General features: G+C 45.4%; 15 protein-coding genes. 11 read left to right on the top strand and 4 right to left on the bottom strand.

The features are described from left to right. Positions 1-154 precede the first annotated feature (154 nt). Positions 155-616, top strand: a complete 462-nt coding sequence (locus DESAL_RS14655) for an Lrp/AsnC family transcriptional regulator (protein WP_015852762.1) — start codon at positions 155-157, stop codon at positions 614-616. 17 nt (positions 617-633) lie between these two features. Here the strand turns inward: DESAL_RS14655 and DESAL_RS14650 are convergent, their stop codons facing one another. After that, a complete protein-coding gene (locus tag DESAL_RS14650) occupies positions 634-1,746 on the bottom strand; it encodes a hypothetical protein (protein ID WP_015852761.1) in 1,113 nt (370 codons plus the stop codon). Between the two features lie 285 nt (positions 1,747-2,031). Between DESAL_RS14650 and DESAL_RS14645 the strand changes: the two genes are divergently transcribed. The 3 genes from DESAL_RS14645 (at position 2,032) to DESAL_RS14635 (ending at position 7,573) form a co-directional block, all read left to right on the top strand. Continuing rightward, positions 2,032-4,200, top strand: a complete 2,169-nt coding sequence (locus DESAL_RS14645; protein ID WP_245543746.1) for an ATP-binding protein — start codon at positions 2,032-2,034, stop codon at positions 4,198-4,200. Positions 4,201-4,402: 202 nt separating this feature from the next. Next, positions 4,403-6,493: a methyl-accepting chemotaxis protein gene (locus DESAL_RS14640; protein WP_015852759.1), complete on the top strand. Its 2,091-nt coding sequence runs from the start codon at positions 4,403-4,405 to the stop codon at positions 6,491-6,493. Positions 6,494-6,943: 450 nt separating this feature from the next. Continuing rightward, positions 6,944-7,573, top strand: a complete 630-nt coding sequence (locus DESAL_RS14635) for a GntR family transcriptional regulator (RefSeq protein ID WP_015852758.1) — start codon at positions 6,944-6,946, stop codon at positions 7,571-7,573. A gap of 22 nt (positions 7,574-7,595) precedes the next feature. Here DESAL_RS14635 and DESAL_RS14630 read toward each other — a convergent pair whose 3' ends face one another. Together DESAL_RS14630 and DESAL_RS14625 are read right to left on the bottom strand one after the other, a co-directional pair. After that, the gene (locus tag DESAL_RS14630; RefSeq protein ID WP_041721921.1) at positions 7,596-8,255 is read right to left on the bottom strand and encodes a BON domain-containing protein; all 660 of its coding nucleotides are present in this window, start codon (positions 8,253-8,255) and stop codon (positions 7,596-7,598) included. 73 nt (positions 8,256-8,328) lie between these two features. Continuing rightward, entirely contained in the window at positions 8,329-9,810 is a 1,482-nt protein-coding gene (locus DESAL_RS14625) for a glycosyltransferase family protein (protein ID WP_015852756.1), read from the bottom strand. A 109-nt stretch (positions 9,811-9,919) separates the two neighbouring features. On the opposite strand from DESAL_RS14625, the gene DESAL_RS14620 reads away from it, so the two are divergent. From DESAL_RS14620 to DESAL_RS19830, 7 genes are all read left to right on the top strand, one after another. Beyond that, the gene (locus tag DESAL_RS14620; protein ID WP_015852755.1) at positions 9,920-10,519 is read left to right on the top strand and encodes an RlmE family RNA methyltransferase; all 600 of its coding nucleotides are present in this window, start codon (positions 9,920-9,922) and stop codon (positions 10,517-10,519) included. A gap of 207 nt (positions 10,520-10,726) precedes the next feature. Continuing rightward, entirely contained in the window at positions 10,727-11,473 is a 747-nt protein-coding gene (locus DESAL_RS14615) for a YebC/PmpR family DNA-binding transcriptional regulator (protein ID WP_015852754.1), read from the top strand. Then, on the top strand, positions 11,474-11,980 hold the full coding sequence (gene ruvC / locus DESAL_RS14610; RefSeq protein ID WP_015852753.1) for a crossover junction endodeoxyribonuclease RuvC: 507 nt from the start codon (positions 11,474-11,476) through the stop codon (positions 11,978-11,980). Then, the gene (gene ruvA, locus DESAL_RS14605) at positions 11,977-12,588 is read left to right on the top strand and encodes a Holliday junction branch migration protein RuvA (RefSeq protein ID WP_015852752.1); all 612 of its coding nucleotides are present in this window, start codon (positions 11,977-11,979) and stop codon (positions 12,586-12,588) included. The genes ruvC and ruvA overlap by 4 nt, the downstream gene beginning before the upstream one ends. A gap of 24 nt (positions 12,589-12,612) precedes the next feature. Continuing rightward, entirely contained in the window at positions 12,613-13,599 is a 987-nt protein-coding gene (gene ruvB, locus DESAL_RS14600) for a Holliday junction branch migration DNA helicase RuvB (RefSeq protein ID WP_041721918.1), read from the top strand. Between the two features lie 86 nt (positions 13,600-13,685). Further along, a complete protein-coding gene (locus DESAL_RS14595; RefSeq protein ID WP_015852750.1) occupies positions 13,686-15,134 on the top strand; it encodes a sensor domain-containing diguanylate cyclase in 1,449 nt (482 codons plus the stop codon). Between the two features lie 161 nt (positions 15,135-15,295). Continuing rightward, on the top strand, positions 15,296-15,826 hold the full coding sequence (locus DESAL_RS19830; protein WP_015852749.1) for a DUF6680 family protein: 531 nt from the start codon (positions 15,296-15,298) through the stop codon (positions 15,824-15,826). A gap of 86 nt (positions 15,827-15,912) precedes the next feature. Here DESAL_RS19830 and DESAL_RS14585 read toward each other — a convergent pair whose 3' ends face one another. Next, positions 15,913-16,797, bottom strand: coding sequence for a transposase (locus DESAL_RS14585; RefSeq protein ID WP_015852748.1), 885 nt, complete (start codon positions 16,795-16,797; stop codon positions 15,913-15,915). Positions 16,798-16,804 lie beyond the last annotated feature (7 nt).

Raw genomic sequence — 16,804 nt, 5'->3', positions numbered from 1 at the left:
TTTAATAATAAATTTTGTGCGAAAGGCAATAAAAACTCTATTTTGATGAAATCGCATTAATGAAATCAGATATTGACGGAATTGTTATTTTCCTCCTATGTATGTTTCATTAAATGATAAAAAGTGAATTTATTTTAAGTAAAGGAGATTTCGCGTGAAAGAGCGTCCTTTGGTACTTGATGATGTAGACCGTAAGATTATTGAAGAATTACAGCGTAATGGGCGCGAGTCATATAAAAATATCGCCCGTAAGCTTGGAGTTTCCGACGGAACAGTGCGCTTGCGTACAGAACGTATGATCAAAAATGATTACTTGAGAATTACTGCTTCCGTAAATCCTCTCTATTTTGAAAACAGCCTTATCGCCATGGTCGGTATTAACCTCGAAGAAAGAGCCAATCCTGATATCATGGAAAAAATGGCTAATGTCCCAGGGGTTCAGTCTGTAATGAACGTTTCCGGACGATTTGACCTCCTTGTTGAAGTTTTTGTTTCCTCCCGAAATGCTTTTCGCCAGTTTCTTGTTGATGATCTATCCAGTGTCGGCGGCGTAAAATCTACTGAAACTTTTATGTTTCTTGAAGCCGTAAACAAATGGGCGGAACACAAGGAGTAGCAGTGGCTGCTCCTTGATTAAGGTTTAATAAATCTTATATTGCCGTTTTTGTAAGGATCGATTTTCAATTGCCCGTCCGGGCATATTCCACGAAAAGAAGGGGCACTACAGTCTATCCTTTGTGATGGTCTGTAAATGCGTTGCTGAATCAGTTGAATTTTGCGCTTACGTTTGCGGCGTAGCATGTCATCGATGTTTTTGACGTGCTCGTCCCAGCGTTTGTAAGCCCTGTATGTCTTGCTGAGACTTTCGTAATCAACAGTTTCATCTTTGCGCCTGATTCCAAGAAGGTTAAGGACTCTGCGGGCAAAAGTTTCCTTGGGTTTGATTTTAATCTTTACCTGAGCTTTCTTTTGCTTTTCTTCGTGGGTGTCCGTTGCTTTGTCCTGCTTTTTTTTCTCTTTGACCTTGATGGCGGCAATGGTTTGCTGCAGGTCTTTGATTCGGCTGGATTCCAATTGCTCTGATGTTTTATCGTTAATTGAAAGTTGCTGGTAATCCAGCGACAGAAATACGTCGCGGCCGGTTTGAAGCAACACCAGATCATAGATGGATGCCATGTTCATTTCTGAGTATGGCTGATGGTAAAACAGTTCATCTTCAACTTCCTTAATATCCCGTTGGGTATAGTCGAGATTGCCGCTTCGGTACGCTTCAAGGACAGCCTCTAAAGCCGGAGAAGGTTGGATTTCTTCAGCCTTAAACGCTTTGCCTTCCGATTTGATAATAGCGAGATCTTCTTTGCTTACTGAATAATCAATTTTGGCGTCGGTTTTATTGGTCTTGGCTGGCAATTTCCCGCTTTTCACCTTTTCAATGATTTCCTTTAATTCTTTTGAGGGCTTTATTTCATTTGCTTTTTGGGGGCTGACTTCTTCTTTGTTTGGAATTGGTGCCAGCTTTGGTTGCAGGATCTCTGTTTCTATGGGGGCACTGTCTTTGTCTGTGGTTAAATCTAAACTGAAGTTTTCATTGTCACTCAAAGAAGAAGTTTTCATGTCATTTTGATAAGGTACGGCAGCGCCAACAAAAGATACAATCAGTAGCAGTGTCGAGACAGTCAGCATTGATAATGTGATTGTTCTTTTGTTAAGTAATGCAGTTACTATGGCGTGTTGCCGTATGGCCATGCTTGATCCTTGAAATATGTTGCTGTTCAGATTGCTTTTTAGTTTTAATTAATTGTTTTATTACAAAAGAATCTTTTATCCTTTAGCGATTTATGTCAATATACGCTGAAGAGTTCGTATCGAAAAACAGTTTTCATTTATATCTTAGCGACATTTATTCCGGTGGAGAATATGGTCAAATTTTTAAAAATAAGAAAGGGACAGGTCCTTCCATACAAGCTTCTTGTATATATTTTAATTTGTAGTTCCTTTTTTACGATTCTTGGCACCAGCGTCCAGCTGTATATGGAATACCGTAGTGATGTCAGCGAGATTCAAAAAGGATTCGGGCAGATTGAGCACAGCTACGTCAATACGATAGCCGCCAGCCTTTGGGATATTAATATAGACCATGTTAAAATCCAGCTTGAAGGGGCTTTAAAGCTACCCGGGATGCGATACCTTGAGGTCGTTGAGATGTCTTTCGGATCTGTTGATCCGGTGGCATTTATTGGTAAAGTGCCTGCCGGTGGCAATGTAATTGAGAAAAATTTTCCACTGGTACATGTCATTGACGGAAAGAGTGTTGAGGTAGGACAGCTGCGTGCTGTTGCCGATCTTGATAATGTTTTCAAACGCTTACGATTAAGGGTCTTTGTCGTCCTGCTTACTCAGGCGGTTAAGACCTTTTTAGTCGCGCTGTTTATCCTCATGATTATCCATTATATGGTCACCCGTCATTTGCAGACCATGGCTGAATATGCACAGGAAATGGATATCAGCACCCTTGGCCGCGAGTTGGTACTTAAGCGGCGGAAGAAAAACACCAAGCCGGATGAAATTGATCGTGTTGCTGAGGCGTTCAATGAAATGCGCCTTAATTTGATCCGGGATATTGCCGAGCGTAAGAAAGCGGAAGAAGCTTTACGGCAATCCAATATGATTGTTGAAAAAAGCCCTATGGTTCTTTTTAAATGGAGAAATGAGTATGACTGGCCTGTTGAGCTTGTTTCTCAGAATGTCAGCCAGTTGGGATTTAAGGCCGACGACTTTATGTCCGGTAAGGTGAAGTACGGTGAGGTTATTCATCCTGCCGACAAAGCCAAGGTAGAAGAAGAGGTCCAAGGGTTCATTGATGCCGGTGATGATCATTATCGGCATGAGTACCGGATCGTAGATCCCACAGGACGGGTATACTGGATTGCAGATAGTACAGTGGTTGTCAGGGATGAGACAGGAGAGGTGACTTCTTTTCTGGGAATCGCTTTTGACTTTACCGAGAAAAAGACTGCTGAAAACGAATTGGCCCGTTTACGTAATCTGCTTAAAAATACCATTGATTCCATGCCGACGATGCTTGTCGGTGTTGATGAATCCCTAAGGATTAATCAGTGGAACAGGTCTGCTGAGGAAGATACCGGACTGACCTACGAACAGGTTGCTGGCACTCAGTTAATGGACGTTTTCCCCCAGCTTAAAGATGAACGTGATTTGATTATGGACTCGGTTGAAAAGCTTGAAGTTCGTGAGAAGAATAAGATTCCGTTCAATTCAGATGGTCATATTCAGTATAAAAATATTAAAATTTATCCTCTGCTCGAAAGTGAAGATGGACGAGGCGCAGTTGTTCTTATTGATGATGTGACCATGAAGTCTCGCCTTGAGGATATGATGATTCAGACTGAAAAGATGATGTCTGTCGGTGGTCTTGCCGCTGGGATGGCACATGAAATCAATAATCCGCTGGGCGCAGTGCTTTCAGGGGTGCAGGGTACTGAAAGGCGTTTATCTCCGTCTTTGAAGAAGAATATAGAAGTTGCTTCTGAGTTGGGTCTGGATTTGAATAAGGTCCACCAGTATATGGATAAGCGTGGTATTCTCGGTTACTTGCGAGGTATCAGCGATGCCGGACGCAGGGCAGCTTCCATTGTTCGTAATATGCTTGAATTCAGCCGCAAAAGTGAGTCTTCCCGTACTCAGGTTCAGGTGAAGGGAATTCTCGAAAAAGCATTGAGTCTTGCCGAGAATGACTATGATCTTAAGAAAAAATATGATTTTAAGGTCATTGAAATCCGTAGGGACTATGAACAGAATCTTCCGGCCGTAGGTATTACTGAAACTGAGATTGAGCAGGTCTTTTTGAACATATTCAAAAATGCTGCTCAGGCTATGGCAGATAAAGATTTTACGGATGAACGTCCAACATTGACTCTGAGAACTCGCAAGGACGGAAAGTTTGTACGTGTTGAAGTAGAGGATAACGGTCCCGGAATGGATGAAGATGTCCGTAAAAGGGTTTTTGAACCGTTTTATACTACAAAGCGCGTGGGGCTTGGAACAGGGCTCGGTCTTTCAGTTTCCTATTTTATCATTACCCGCAATCATGAGGGAGAATTCCTTGTTGAGTCAGAAGAGGGTAAGGGATCAAAGTTCATAATCAGGTTACCTGCCGGTGATAACCATGAAAATGAATAACTAAGCATTTCAATAAAAGTGTCACTATGAAGCCTTCTGCCTGTCAGAAGGCTTTTTTTGTTATGATGTTAGTTAGGTGGATTATAATACAAAAGTCTGTGTGATTCACTTAAGTAAAGCCAGTTTGTGACGATATATAAATAATATATCATGGGTGGTGCTTACATTTATTTTGGAGAGAATTCGGTAGGAGGTTAACTGAATGAGGTTGGACATCAAGAATAAACTGATATTATTGATTCTGGCTGCTGTACTGCTATGTGCAGGCGGTATGGCTTCGATTTCTTTTGTGAAAATGACTGATATGGCTCAGACGGCTTTTGAGGAGTCTTCGCTTAGCGAATTGCAGCAAGTGAATAATTTTATCTCAGAGTTTATGCATGAAGCGGAGTTGAATGCAAAATTTCTGGCCGGGGAACCGGCGGTAACTGAGTCATTCGGTAATAACCTGAATCTGGTTCAGGATAAGAGTCTTGATGCGGTCAAAAGAGATTTGATGAATGATAAGGCAAAGGACGCTTTTGACCTGATGAAACGAATGGTTACAAGTCATAAAGCTTATGATTTTGCTTTCTTCGGTATGGAGGATGGTGGATTCAACATGTATCCGGAGGATGGCATGCCTGCCGGTTATGATCCCCGGGCAAGACCGTGGTATACTTCAGCCATGGCTGGGGCTAAGGATACTTCTGTCAGTAAGGCGTACAAGTCCACAACAGGTGTTGCTGTAAGTTCCATTACTTCTAAGATCAGAGATAATGGCCGGGTAATAGGTGTTGTAGGCTTCGACATCAACCTGTCCACACTTACCGATGTTGTTTCCGCAATTAAGATCGGTAAGACCGGATATATCATATTAATGGAAGGTGATAACACCATCCTCTCTGATCCTTTAAATAAGGATTATGCGTTTAAGCAGGCGGATAATCTTGAAGATCCGGGAATGCAGGAACTGGCTAAAATGAAAGACGACTTTGCTCCGGTCATCCTTGGCGGAGAGGAGAAGTTTGTCCGGGTATTTACTTCGCCTGCCCTTGGCTGGAAGCTGGCTCTGCTGATCGATAAAGCAGAGATCATGGAAGGGGCGTATGATACCGTTAAAGATACCCTGCTTATGGGGCTTGGTATTGCTGTCGTGCTTTGCCTTTTCGGTTGGTTTGTTGCCCGGTCTATTGCTAATCCCATTCAGATGCTTGTCGGTGCGGCCCAATCTGTTTCAAAGGGTGACTTTGATGCTATCCCTGATGAGTCCCGTTTTTCCGGCGAGCTGCTTACCTTGCAGCAGGCCTTGAAAGATATGGTTGTCGATCTGGGTAAATTGCTCAAAACAACTGAAGAGAAAGGTCTTGAAGCCGAAGAGCAGACTAAGCTGGCGAAAGAAGCTTTGGCAGAGGCGGAAGAAGCGAGAAATGCCGCAGAAAACGCTAAGCGTGAAGGTATGCTGCAGGCTGCGGGGCAGTTGGAGCAGATTGTAGATCAAGTTACCAGTGCATCGCAGGAGCTTTCCGCCCAGATAGAGCAGTCCAGATCAGGCGCAGAAATTCAGCGTGAACGTTCAGCTGAAGCTGCAACCGCTATGGAAGAGATGAATGCGTCTGTTTTCGAAGTAGCCCAGAACGCTTCACAGGCAGCTGAGAGCGCTGATGATGCCCGCAAACAGGCCGATGACGGTGGTGGGATTGTTGATAATGTTATTTCAAGTATTGGTGAAGTTGATGCTGCTGCAGGGCAGATGGCTATCGGGCTTGAAAATCTCGGCAAGAGGGCTGAAGGTATCGGGCAGGTTATGAACGTGATCACCGATATTGCCGACCAGACTAACCTGCTGGCTCTTAACGCAGCCATTGAAGCCGCCCGTGCAGGTGAAGCTGGGCGAGGATTTGCCGTAGTAGCAGACGAAGTCAGGAAATTGGCTGAAAAAACAATGGATGCCACTAAGGAAGTCGGCGAAGCGGTTTCAGCTATTCAGTCCGGAACCCGCAATAGCATCAGTGATATGGAAAAAGCCTCCGGCATGGTTGAAAGAAGTACCTCTTATGCTTCAGATGCAGGAGAGTCATTGTCTTCAATAGTCAATATTGTAGAGTCAACAGCAGATCAGGTCAGAGCTATTGCTACTGCATCTGAGGAGCAGTCCGCCGCTTCTGAAGAGATTAACCGTAATACTGATGAAATCAACCGTATCGCGGCTGAAACTTCCCAGGCTATGGAACAATCATCTCAGGCAGTGCATGAGCTGTCCCGCCTGTCTGAAGATCTTAAGAGTGTTATTGATGATCTGAAAAAAGTATAAACGCTTAATTAAAATCTTATTTAAAAGCCGCTATCCGTAAGGATAGCGGCTTTTTTATTGTTCAGTGCAGTAATGAGTTGTCAGTAGGTTGTACTTTCGAATGACAGGTTGTTGTGAAATGCATTAGAATATGTTTGCAATACTGTGATATAGTAAAAGTATATGCATTCTGCTTTGCGATAATTAGTTTAATAAAACTGTTGTATTGAATGATATGTTATATAAAAGCACGCAGTGTGCCGTTGTATTTTGCTTATTTTATAATTAGATGTGGTGTTTGTGTTGTTTTTAGTATGTGTGCTAGATATTGATTTTATATAATATATTGTTGTGGTATACACTTCCTCCCTTGATATTGTTTTAAAAAGTGGTTAGGTTCCGCACTCAAAGATATGTGCGTTTTAAAGGGGGAATGCATAGATCCGGCCTTTACTTCAGGGGGAAAATTCTATGGTATCCAGTATTGGACTGAAAAGACGGGTTTTGCGTGATGATGTTGTAGAACACATCGTAGGCAGTATTTTGAAAGGACACTTGAAACCCGGTGATAAGATAGTTGAAACCAGAATTTCACGGGAGCTTCAGGTCAGTCAGGGTGCTGTGCGGGAGGCGATCAGGGATTTGACCGCCAGAGGTTTTGTGGAGACCGAACCCTATAAAGGGTCCCGGGTAAAAGTACTGTCTTCGGACGAGTTGTATGATTATTTTGCTGTGCGGAGTGAGCTTGAGCCTTTGGCACTAAGCTGGGGGTATGAGCTTAACAGGATCGACATTGACGGTCTTATGTCCGCTGTTGAAAGTATGTATGCCGGAGTTGAGCGTAAGGATATGACTGCCTTGGGGCAGGCTGACCTTGATTTTCACAGGACAATTATGGAGTGTTCCGGAAATGGTTCACTTGTGCGCTCATGGGAAGCTTTAGCTAATGACTACTGGATGTTTACTTTGGTAAAGCAGCATTTGGAAGATGGGGTAGATCTTGGTGCGCACGCTCAAGAGCATAGAGAGATTGTTGATGCTGTTAAAGCGGGCGATCTTGATCTTACGAAAGAGCTTCTGCGGAACCATTATTCCCTTTAATCTTCATAGGGTTCTTTGGATCTTAACGCATTGCATCAGCTATTCGTTGCTGTTGCCCTAGATATTTGTTCTGACGGGTGGAGCGGATGAATGACTTCACTCCCTTCACCCCACCAATTCCTGCGGCTATCTGCTTAGCTTTGAGCGCCTCATTTATGCTGGCGACCCTGCCCATGAGCACTACATTACATTGCACTGATTTTACTGCAACGTTTGCTCCCCATACGGAGTCATCGTTCAGTAATGCACTTTTCACCGCCATTTGGATCATATAGTCATCCGTTTTGGCGCATGCAGTCTCATCTTCCGCGAACAGGTAGGTGGTAAGAGAATTGACCTTCTTGTTTTTTCTGACAATCTTGCGGATGAGCTGAAAATCTTCCTTGTTGTCATATTCACCGACCACATAGACGTGTCCGTTGTATGCGTAAGTGCTCAGGTCCATGATGTTGAGATTTTTTTCATTGAGAATTTCAGACTGGATGCTGGTTTCCAGCATTTCGTCTTCAACTATGGTCTGGAAACCTCGTTCATCTGTGCCGATTGCGTAGGCATTGTAAAAGGTCCCAACTGATGACGGAATCATCATAGGTCCGGGCAATGGTGGTATAAGCACTGAAGCGGAGCATCCGCTCATGCAGGTCAAAGCTAGCAGGGCAAGGCAAAATATTAGTTTCCGCATCTCGTCATCATCCTTGATTAGAGTTTCTGAGTGCAGATAAAGCAAAAGTTGTGCCGTTTTGTTTTAAACATGTTTAGGTTATAAAATTTAACAGCTTACAAATTCTGTTCTTGTATGTGTGTTCTTCCATTATATGTTTCTGCCAAATTTTTGAAAGCTCTTTTCGAAGTTGTGGGTTGCTTTTGATAAATTCAATTTGGTCGGGCAGGTTCTTAGGATTTTTGAAGGTGCAGTGGGCAAGAATATCTTCTGGAAAAATGGATAATCCCGGCGTGTAGTCACTCAACAGGAATCCTCCGGCAGCCCAGACATCAAAATTGCGCTGGGTCAGGCCGCAAGGCAGGAGCGGGCTGGTCATATTCAGATTAATTTCGGCCCCGGTATATATATTCGGCAGGGTGGTAAAGTAATCAACAGGAGGCCGCAGGTCTGCTGCTGGAAGGTATTTTTTCCAGCCTTCATCGCCAAAGACAGTGAGTTGCTTTCCGGCGTTTTGCAATGACAAAATTCTCCAGAGTAATCCTGATTGTTCGGTCTTGTAACCTGTTGAGCGAACTTCCAGTCCGGGCCAGAAATTTTCTATGCTGTCTCGTTTAGTCCACCATTCAAAATCTGGTTTTGTGCCGTTTTTTATGGACTTCAAGGCAGCAAGTTCATCCTCTTCATTAAAAATACAGCCGGAAAAAAAGTTCTCTTTGGCTGGAAAACTGGAGCGCCCAACAAAAACAGTACGTTCTTCCAAGGCCGGATATGGCTCGATCCTGGCGTTAAATATATGTGGGTCGGTGGCTAAGGGCAGGTGTCCGACTTTTTTCGCCCCGTGTTTTTCCAGCACAGGAATGAACCAATGATCGGTGACCATGATCGGGACTTCCTGCCAGTATGTGGATTTAATTCCGGATAAGATATGGAAGGGATTGTCCACCATCCATACAGCCATCTTCACACCTGCCTCACGGAGCATGAAGTACGTTTCTCCCGCATTATCAAGCCCGTTGAAATTTACGCTTAATACCAGTTCCGGTAATTCGCTGTGCAGTAGGGAGAGCAGGCCCTTGCGCATTGCGTCCGGCTCAATAACTCTGTAAGAGAACCCCTCTGTCTCAAAGGCGCGGCAAAGTTCCGGTACCAGTAGCGAGTTGTCATCCCCCGGAATCCAGACGGTTTTAGTGCGGCTTTTACGCATTATTCCGGTACGGTTTACCGTCAGTTTGGCGAGCAAAGGTTCCCAGAAAGAAGGAAATAAGCGTTTGCCGGGAGTATACAGAATTACCCGGAATTCGGAGAGATTTGTTGTGTCGTTCGTGTTGATTTGCTTAAATCGGGACGGGATTGTATACCCTTCGGGCAGTTGTGCGGAGTGCTGCGGGCATTCGAGATAGTATAAATTTTTCGCCTGCGGGAAAAGCTGTGCGGCTATTGCCGGATTCGGTCCAAGGCCGAGGAACAGTATTTTCCCTTCGCCGCCGAGGTCCTGAAAATATCTTTCACCTTCGGGAAGTGATTGCTGCTGACCGGATTCGTTTTTTATGCGGATTCTTTCAGGGCGTTGCATTGCTTACTATACTTGGCTTGCGGGCCGTAATAAGTTAATTTCCAGTCACCTTATAACGCAGTCGGTAGCAAAAGTCTTTTGCGGATCACTGCGAAACATAAATCAGATTATGAAACAATATCGCGATCATTATTTTAAAAGGGCCAAAAAGGAAAACTATCCTGCCCGTTCCGTATACAAGCTTCAGGAACTGGACAAGCGTTTCAAAGTTTTCGCAAAAGGCCAGAATGTTATGGATCTCGGAGCTGCTCCCGGTTCATGGACCCTGTTTGCCGCCAAGAAAGTCGGGGATACAGGGCGTGTGCTTGCCGTAGACATTCAGTCCACTGATACAGCCTTTCCTGATAACGCAACTTTTTTGCAGGCCGACGTATTCGAGGATTCGCCGGAGCTTTTGGCTGCTATGGATAAGCAGTTGCCTTATGACCTTATCATCAGTGATATGGCTCCCAAGACAACCGGGGTAAAGTTTGCTGATCAGGCCAACTCCCTTGAGCTTTGCGAACGTGCGCGTGATATCGTACCCAGCAGGCTTAAGCAGGGCGGGCATTTCATCGTTAAAATTTTTGATGGACCTGATGTTAAAGAATACATCGATTCTTTACGGAAGATGTTTTCCAAGGTGAAAAGATTCAAGCCGAAGAGTTGCAGGGAGGAAAGCAAGGAGTTCTTTATCGTAGGACTTGGCTTTCGTGGCATTGAAGGGTAAGAAGATTGGTTCTTTGATTTGATGCGCTTCGCGCTTTTGATAAAAAAGACTTTGCCTCCGGCGGCTTAAATCCTTTTGCAAAAGGGTTTAAGAATTCCAAAACCTTTTATTAGGCTTCGCCGAGTTGTATTTCGAAGGCATCATTATATATAAATATTGTCCCATCAAAACCAACAGACGGGACTTTGATATTCTCAGGAGGAAAAAATGGCCGGACATAGTAAATGGGCTAACATTCAGCACAGAAAAGGTAGACAGGACGCCAAGCGCGGTAAAATTTTCACCAAAATGGCAAAGGACATCATCCTTGCAGCCAAAGGTGGAGGCGATCCGGCAATGAACCCCTCCCTGCGTCTCGCCATCTCCAAGGCGAAAGCAGTGAACATGCCTAACGACAAAATCGATACTGCAATCAAGAAAGGTACCGGCGAACTGGCCGGTGGTGATATTTCTGAAGTCATGTACGAAGGTTACGGTCCCGGCGGTGTTGCTATCCTCGTTGAAGCAGCTACCGACAACAAGAACCGTACTGTTGCCGAAGTACGTCACGCTCTCGGTAAAGGCGGCGGCTCCATGGGTGAAGCAGGCTGCGTTGCATGGATGTTCGATAAAAAAGGCGTTATGGTTTTTGATGCTGAAAAGTACACCGAAGACCAGCTGCTGGAAATCGGCCTTGAAGCAGGTGCCGAGGACGTAATCGCTGAAGATGAAAGCCTCGAAGTACATTGCATGCCTGAAGATTTCAGCGAAGTTCAGAAAGCTTTCGAAGCTGCTGAGTGCGAAGCAAAAAGCTCCGACCTCGCTTTCGTTCCTAAGAACCTCGTTGAAGTTGACGTTCCTACCGCTAAAAAGCTCATGAACCTCATGGAAAAGCTGGAAGACAACGACGATGTACAGAATGTACATGTTAACGCTGACTTCCCCGATGAGCTCATGGCTGAAATGGAAGACTAGATGGGCGGATCAGGTATTGTAATCATCGGCATTGACCCCGGAACCCGCGTTACCGGATACGGTATCGTCAGAGAGCTTTCCGGGCAGGTATCCCTTGTGGATGCCGGGACAATCCGGACCAATACCAAAAAGCCCATGTGCTCGCGATTGGGGGAGATATACTCTCGCATTGCTGAGCTCATAAAAGAATATTCACCGGACGAGGCGGCAATCGAAAATGCGTTTGTCGCCTCTAATCCGGCTTCAGCTCTTAAGCTGGGACAGGCCCGTGGTGCTGCCATGGCTGCCTGTGCTGTATCCGGTCTTGTGGTTTCCGGGTATGAACCGACCAAGGTTAAAAGTAACCTGGTGGGTAGTGGACGAGCTGATAAATCGCAGGTCGCTTTTATGGTGGAGCGCATCCTTGGGGTGAAAAACACCAAGTGGGCCAACGATACCACCGATGCGCTGGGCATTGCGATCTGCCATCTAAATGAACGAAGATTCGCAAAGGTAGCCGGAAGATGATCGCCTATATCCACGGTAAGCTCCTAGAGGCCACAGACAAGTCCTGCATTATCCTCACTCCCGGCGGAGTGGGCTATGAACTTTTCCTGACCCTTTCCGCTATCTCCACCCTGCCGGAATCCGGCTCGGATGTGACTTTTTACGTTCATTCCGTAATCCGTGAAGATGCTTTTGATCTTTACGGATTTCCCTGCTTTGATGACCGTGAGGTCTTCCGCACCCTTATTTCAGTTGATCGTCTCGGTCCCAAAAAGGCACTGGCGATCCTATCACAGTTTGGTCCCAAGGATTTGCAGGACCTCGTTTTCCGCGAGGACGTGAAGACTCTCTCCATCGTTCCCGGTATCGGACCCAAGTCCGCGCGCCAGATCCTCTGGTCCCTTAAGGACAAAATGGAAACTCTGAAATCTGCCACTGTGCGCAGCGGTGCCTGTCCTGTGGAGGGCGACCGCAGTGAATTTCTCGATGCTCTTTCCGGCCTGCGCAATCTCGGCTACGGGGATGATGAAGTTCGTGATTTTCTCAAGGATATCTTTGATGAAGAACCCGACCTTGACGCTGGTGGAGCTATCCGCGTAGCTTTGAAAAAGATTTCCCAGAACAAGTAATTTTTCAGTAGGCAGTACCGGAATATGATGGAAAACAACGGTTCAGACGATCACATCAGACCGCAACGGCTGACCGATTTTATCGGTCAGGATGACTTGCGCGATAACCTTGATGTCTTCATTCAGGCTGCGCGCGGGCGCGGCAATGCTATGGACCATGCCCTCTTCTACGGCAACCCCGGTCTGGGCAAGACAACCCTTGCGCGGATCATCGCTTCCGAGTTGGGGGTTAACCTCATTTCCACTTCCGGTCCGGTTCTGGAGCGCAGCGGGGACCTCGCCGCTATCCTGACCAACCTGTCCCGCAACGACATTCTTTTCATCGATGAAATCCACCGTGTGCCTGCCACTGTAGAGGAAGTGCTCTATCCGGCTATGGAGGATTTCAACATCGACCTGATCATCGGGCAGGGACCAGCCGCCCGTACCGTGAAGATCGATCTTGAGCCGTTTACCCTCGTAGGGGCCACAACCCGCCTAGGTTTGCTGACCTCACCTCTGCGTGACCGTTTCGGCTGCATCTTCCGCTTGGAATTTTACTCTCCCGAGGAGCTGGCCCGCATTGTTACCCGTGCTGCAAGAATCTTCGACCTTAAGGTTACTGACGAAGGTGCATTAATCATCGGCAAGCGTTCGCGCGGAACACCGCGTATCGCTAACCGTCTGCTGCGCAGGGTGCGAGATTTCGCCACCGTGCATGGTGATGGGGTAGTAAGCGGTGAGCTGGCAGACATGGCCTTGAATAAGCTTGATGTTGACCCGTTAGGCTTGGATTACATGGACCGCAAGATTCTTTCTATTCTGATAGACCAGTTCGGCGGTGGACCTGTTGGCGTAAAAACCATTGCCGTGGCCTGTTCCGAGGAAGTGCGCACCATTGAGGAAATCTATGAGCCATACTTGATCCAGTGCGGATTTATGAAGCGCACCCCCCGTGGGCGTGTTGCAACTGCACGGGCTTACCAGCATCTCCAGAAGGTCGCTTCCGGCGGGCAGGGGAGTTTATTTTAGGCAAGGTTAGGTCTTTTTCTTTTCTATTGATATCCATTCAATTAGTATTTTCTAATATCTGTTGATTTTTGTTTTTAGGAGGGGAAATGACTGTTCGGGTAAAGTTAATACTCGTGTTGACCTTGATTCTTGTCTCTGCGTTTATTTCAATCAGCCTTTTTAACTATAATGAATCCCGCAAAAAGATTCATAGGGATATAGTTAACTCATCCCTTCCTCTGACTCGCGATAATATTTATTCCGAAATTCAGACCGTATTGATGCGGCCTTTGTTTGTGTCTTCCCTCATGGCTAACGATACCTTTCTTAAGGATTGGGCTGCCGGTGGGGAAAGTGATATTTCTAAAATTGAGAGATATCTGGGAGAGATTCAGGGTAAGTATGGATTTTTCAGCGCTTTTTTTGTTTCAGCTGAAACAGGTAAATATTACTACCCGGGTGGAATTCTCAAAACTATCTCGCCTGAAGATGACCACGACGTCTGGTATTATGACTTTGTGAGCAGTGGCGAGGGTCACGATTTGGATGTTGATTCCAATGAAGCCGCTAACAATATCCTGACTGTTTTCATCAATCACCGTTTGGCCAGTGATGACGGTAAGTTACTGGGAGTGACCGGTGTCGGGTTGAAGATGGATAATGTTTCCAGACTATTGAAAAAGTTCTCAGAAAAGTACGGTAAAACAATTTTTCTGGTCGATGGGAACGGTCTTATACAGGTTCATCATAAAGTCGGATTGATCGAAAATATAAATTTAAGGCATATGCCGGGGCACGGCACGATTGCCTCTCAGGTTTTGAGCAATCCTGCTGAGCCTGCAACATATGAATTTGATTTCGACGGCGATCGAATCTTTTTGACTTCACGCTATATCCCAGAATTAGAGTGGTGGCTCATTGTTGAGCAGAATGAAACCGTGCTGCTTGATGCTGCAAGGCATAATTTTGTGCGTACGATTATAGTCGGTGGAATAGCTACTCTTTTCATTGTTGTTTTGAGCATTCTTGTAATCAATCATTTTCAGTTGCGCTTGGAACAGCAGGCTGATTCTGATGAGTTGACCGGCCTAGGAAATCGGCGATCATTTGAACGTTTTTTTGAGTCCGCAGTTTCCGGCATCAAGAAGAAATCTGGTCCCTTTTCTATCATTTTATTAGATGTTGATGGTTTCAAAGAGGTCAATGACAAATGCGGTCATATGGAAGGGGATCGTATACTCAAGAAGATTTCCTCCATCATACGCTCCTGCATCCGCGATTCAGATTTCTGCGCCCGCTGGGGAGGGGATGAGTTCCTCCTGCTTGTAGATGGCGAAGTTGACCTTGCGTTTGATATTGCTGAGAGGATCAGAACTGCTGTAGCGGATGCGTGTAATGAGGACCTTGTCTCAAGTGATTGCGGGGAGATAGTTACAGTCAGTTGCGGTGTTGCCCAGTACACTGACGCAGATACCTTGGATTCTCTGATCGTGAGGGCTGATAAGGCTATGTATGAGTCTAAGGCTCAGGGGAAGGATAAGGTTATTAAGGGTTAAGATTTTGATTTGATATTTTTATTGGAAAGCCCCGCACAACTTGGTTGTGCGGGGCTTTTTGATGCGTGTCTCAATATTGACTCTTAGTTCTTATAAGATGTAGATTCTTGCATAAATTTTGGCTTACTAAATAATTAGAAATGCTATTTTGAGGATTAAAAATGTCATTGAATGAAGTTTTGACTCTAATTGCTATTCTTCTCGGTCCCATTTTTGCTGTTATTGTTGGTCAATATTTGCAAGATAGGAAAAGTAAAAAAGAAAGGCGTGAGCAGGTTTTTAAGGACTTGATGTCGACAAGGAAGCTTGGAATACATCTGGATCATGTCAAGGCCTTAAATTTGATTGATTTTGAATTTGCCTCAAATAGTAGCGGAGATAGAGCCGTTAGAAGTGCATGGAGTTTATATTTAAAACATCTCGAAGATCATGCATATCGGCTGAAAGATGCCGAAGAGTGGAATCGTAAGACGGAACATCTTTTGTATGATTTAATAGAAACTCTTGCTAAATGTTTAAATTTTTCTGTTCAGCGTTCTCAAATTGAACGTGGTGGGTATGCGCCGCAGTTTTATAATAATGTAGATACAGAAAATCAGATTTTGCGTCAGAGTCTAATTAATCTAGCAACAGGTCGTTCATGTCTTAAGGTCGTTGCTATTGAATCTGAAAAAGTTGAATCAAAAGAATAGAAGATATGGTTAACTAAAAACTCCCCCGCCTACCCAAGCAGACGGGGGAGTTTCCATTTATCTCAATCAAAATAGCTGAATAATCCCTAATCCACGTCAGGAACAATCTTACAAATATAACTAGTCAATAAATCGAACAAATCTTTCGAGCGATTGTTGAATCTAAATTCCAGTTCCTTCAGATATAAAGGAAAGCGGTGCGGGGATATTCCCTTGTAGCGCTTGAAGCGCTGACGTGCGAATTGCCAGAACTCTCCACCTGATATTTCTATGTGCGGGGTGACATCCGGGTATTTTCGGATGTAATCCAGCGGTAGGGAATCATCTCCGCAGAGGATCAGGGAATCGTACTTCTGGTAGCGGTCGGTGTGGATAATACTTCCGTGACGGACCAGCTTGAGGTGGAAGTTGTGGTTGAAGTGGAACACCGATTCCGCAGTGATGTTCTGCATTAAATCGATGAACACCCAGCCGTTCTTTTCCATTATTCCGAATACGGGAATGCTTCCGGTGGTTTTCTTGGAAGGGACCCCGGTCAGCTTTTTGTTTTTGAGGTGCTTATGCAACCCGGTCTCTGGGCTTAGCAACTGCTGAGCATCGATCGCCTGCGCTAGGATGGCGAAACGCAGGGCAGTGATGGCCTTGTAGGTTGCGTTATAGGAAAGCTCCAGATCAAGTGAAATTGCATGTGCGGTATGATCCTCGGCGAACATCTGGATCAGGCGCACCCATTCGCGTGCGGAAAGGCCGCCGTTGTTGATCCAGCGACCGCTGAAATCCTGAAAGGTGTACTTGCAGGAGGAACAGCGGTAGCGGTCACCGTTGAGATTGTAGAGCTTGTGCTCCCGGCAGCGGGGGCAGAAGGGTTTGCGATCTCCCAAAGCTTTGTGCAGGAGGAATTTTCTGGCTTCCTCCTCAGAAGACATCAGACGTGCCAGTAGTTCATCCCTGTTTTCGGAAACAGTTCCCATAGAAGAT

It is taken from the genome of Maridesulfovibrio salexigens DSM 2638 (assembly GCF_000023445.1).
GTDB classification, from domain to species: Bacteria; Desulfobacterota; Desulfovibrionia; order Desulfovibrionales; family Desulfovibrionaceae; genus Maridesulfovibrio; species Maridesulfovibrio salexigens.
The sequence above is the reverse complement of the archived record's forward strand: the minus strand, read 5'-3'. Positions and strand labels throughout refer to the sequence as shown.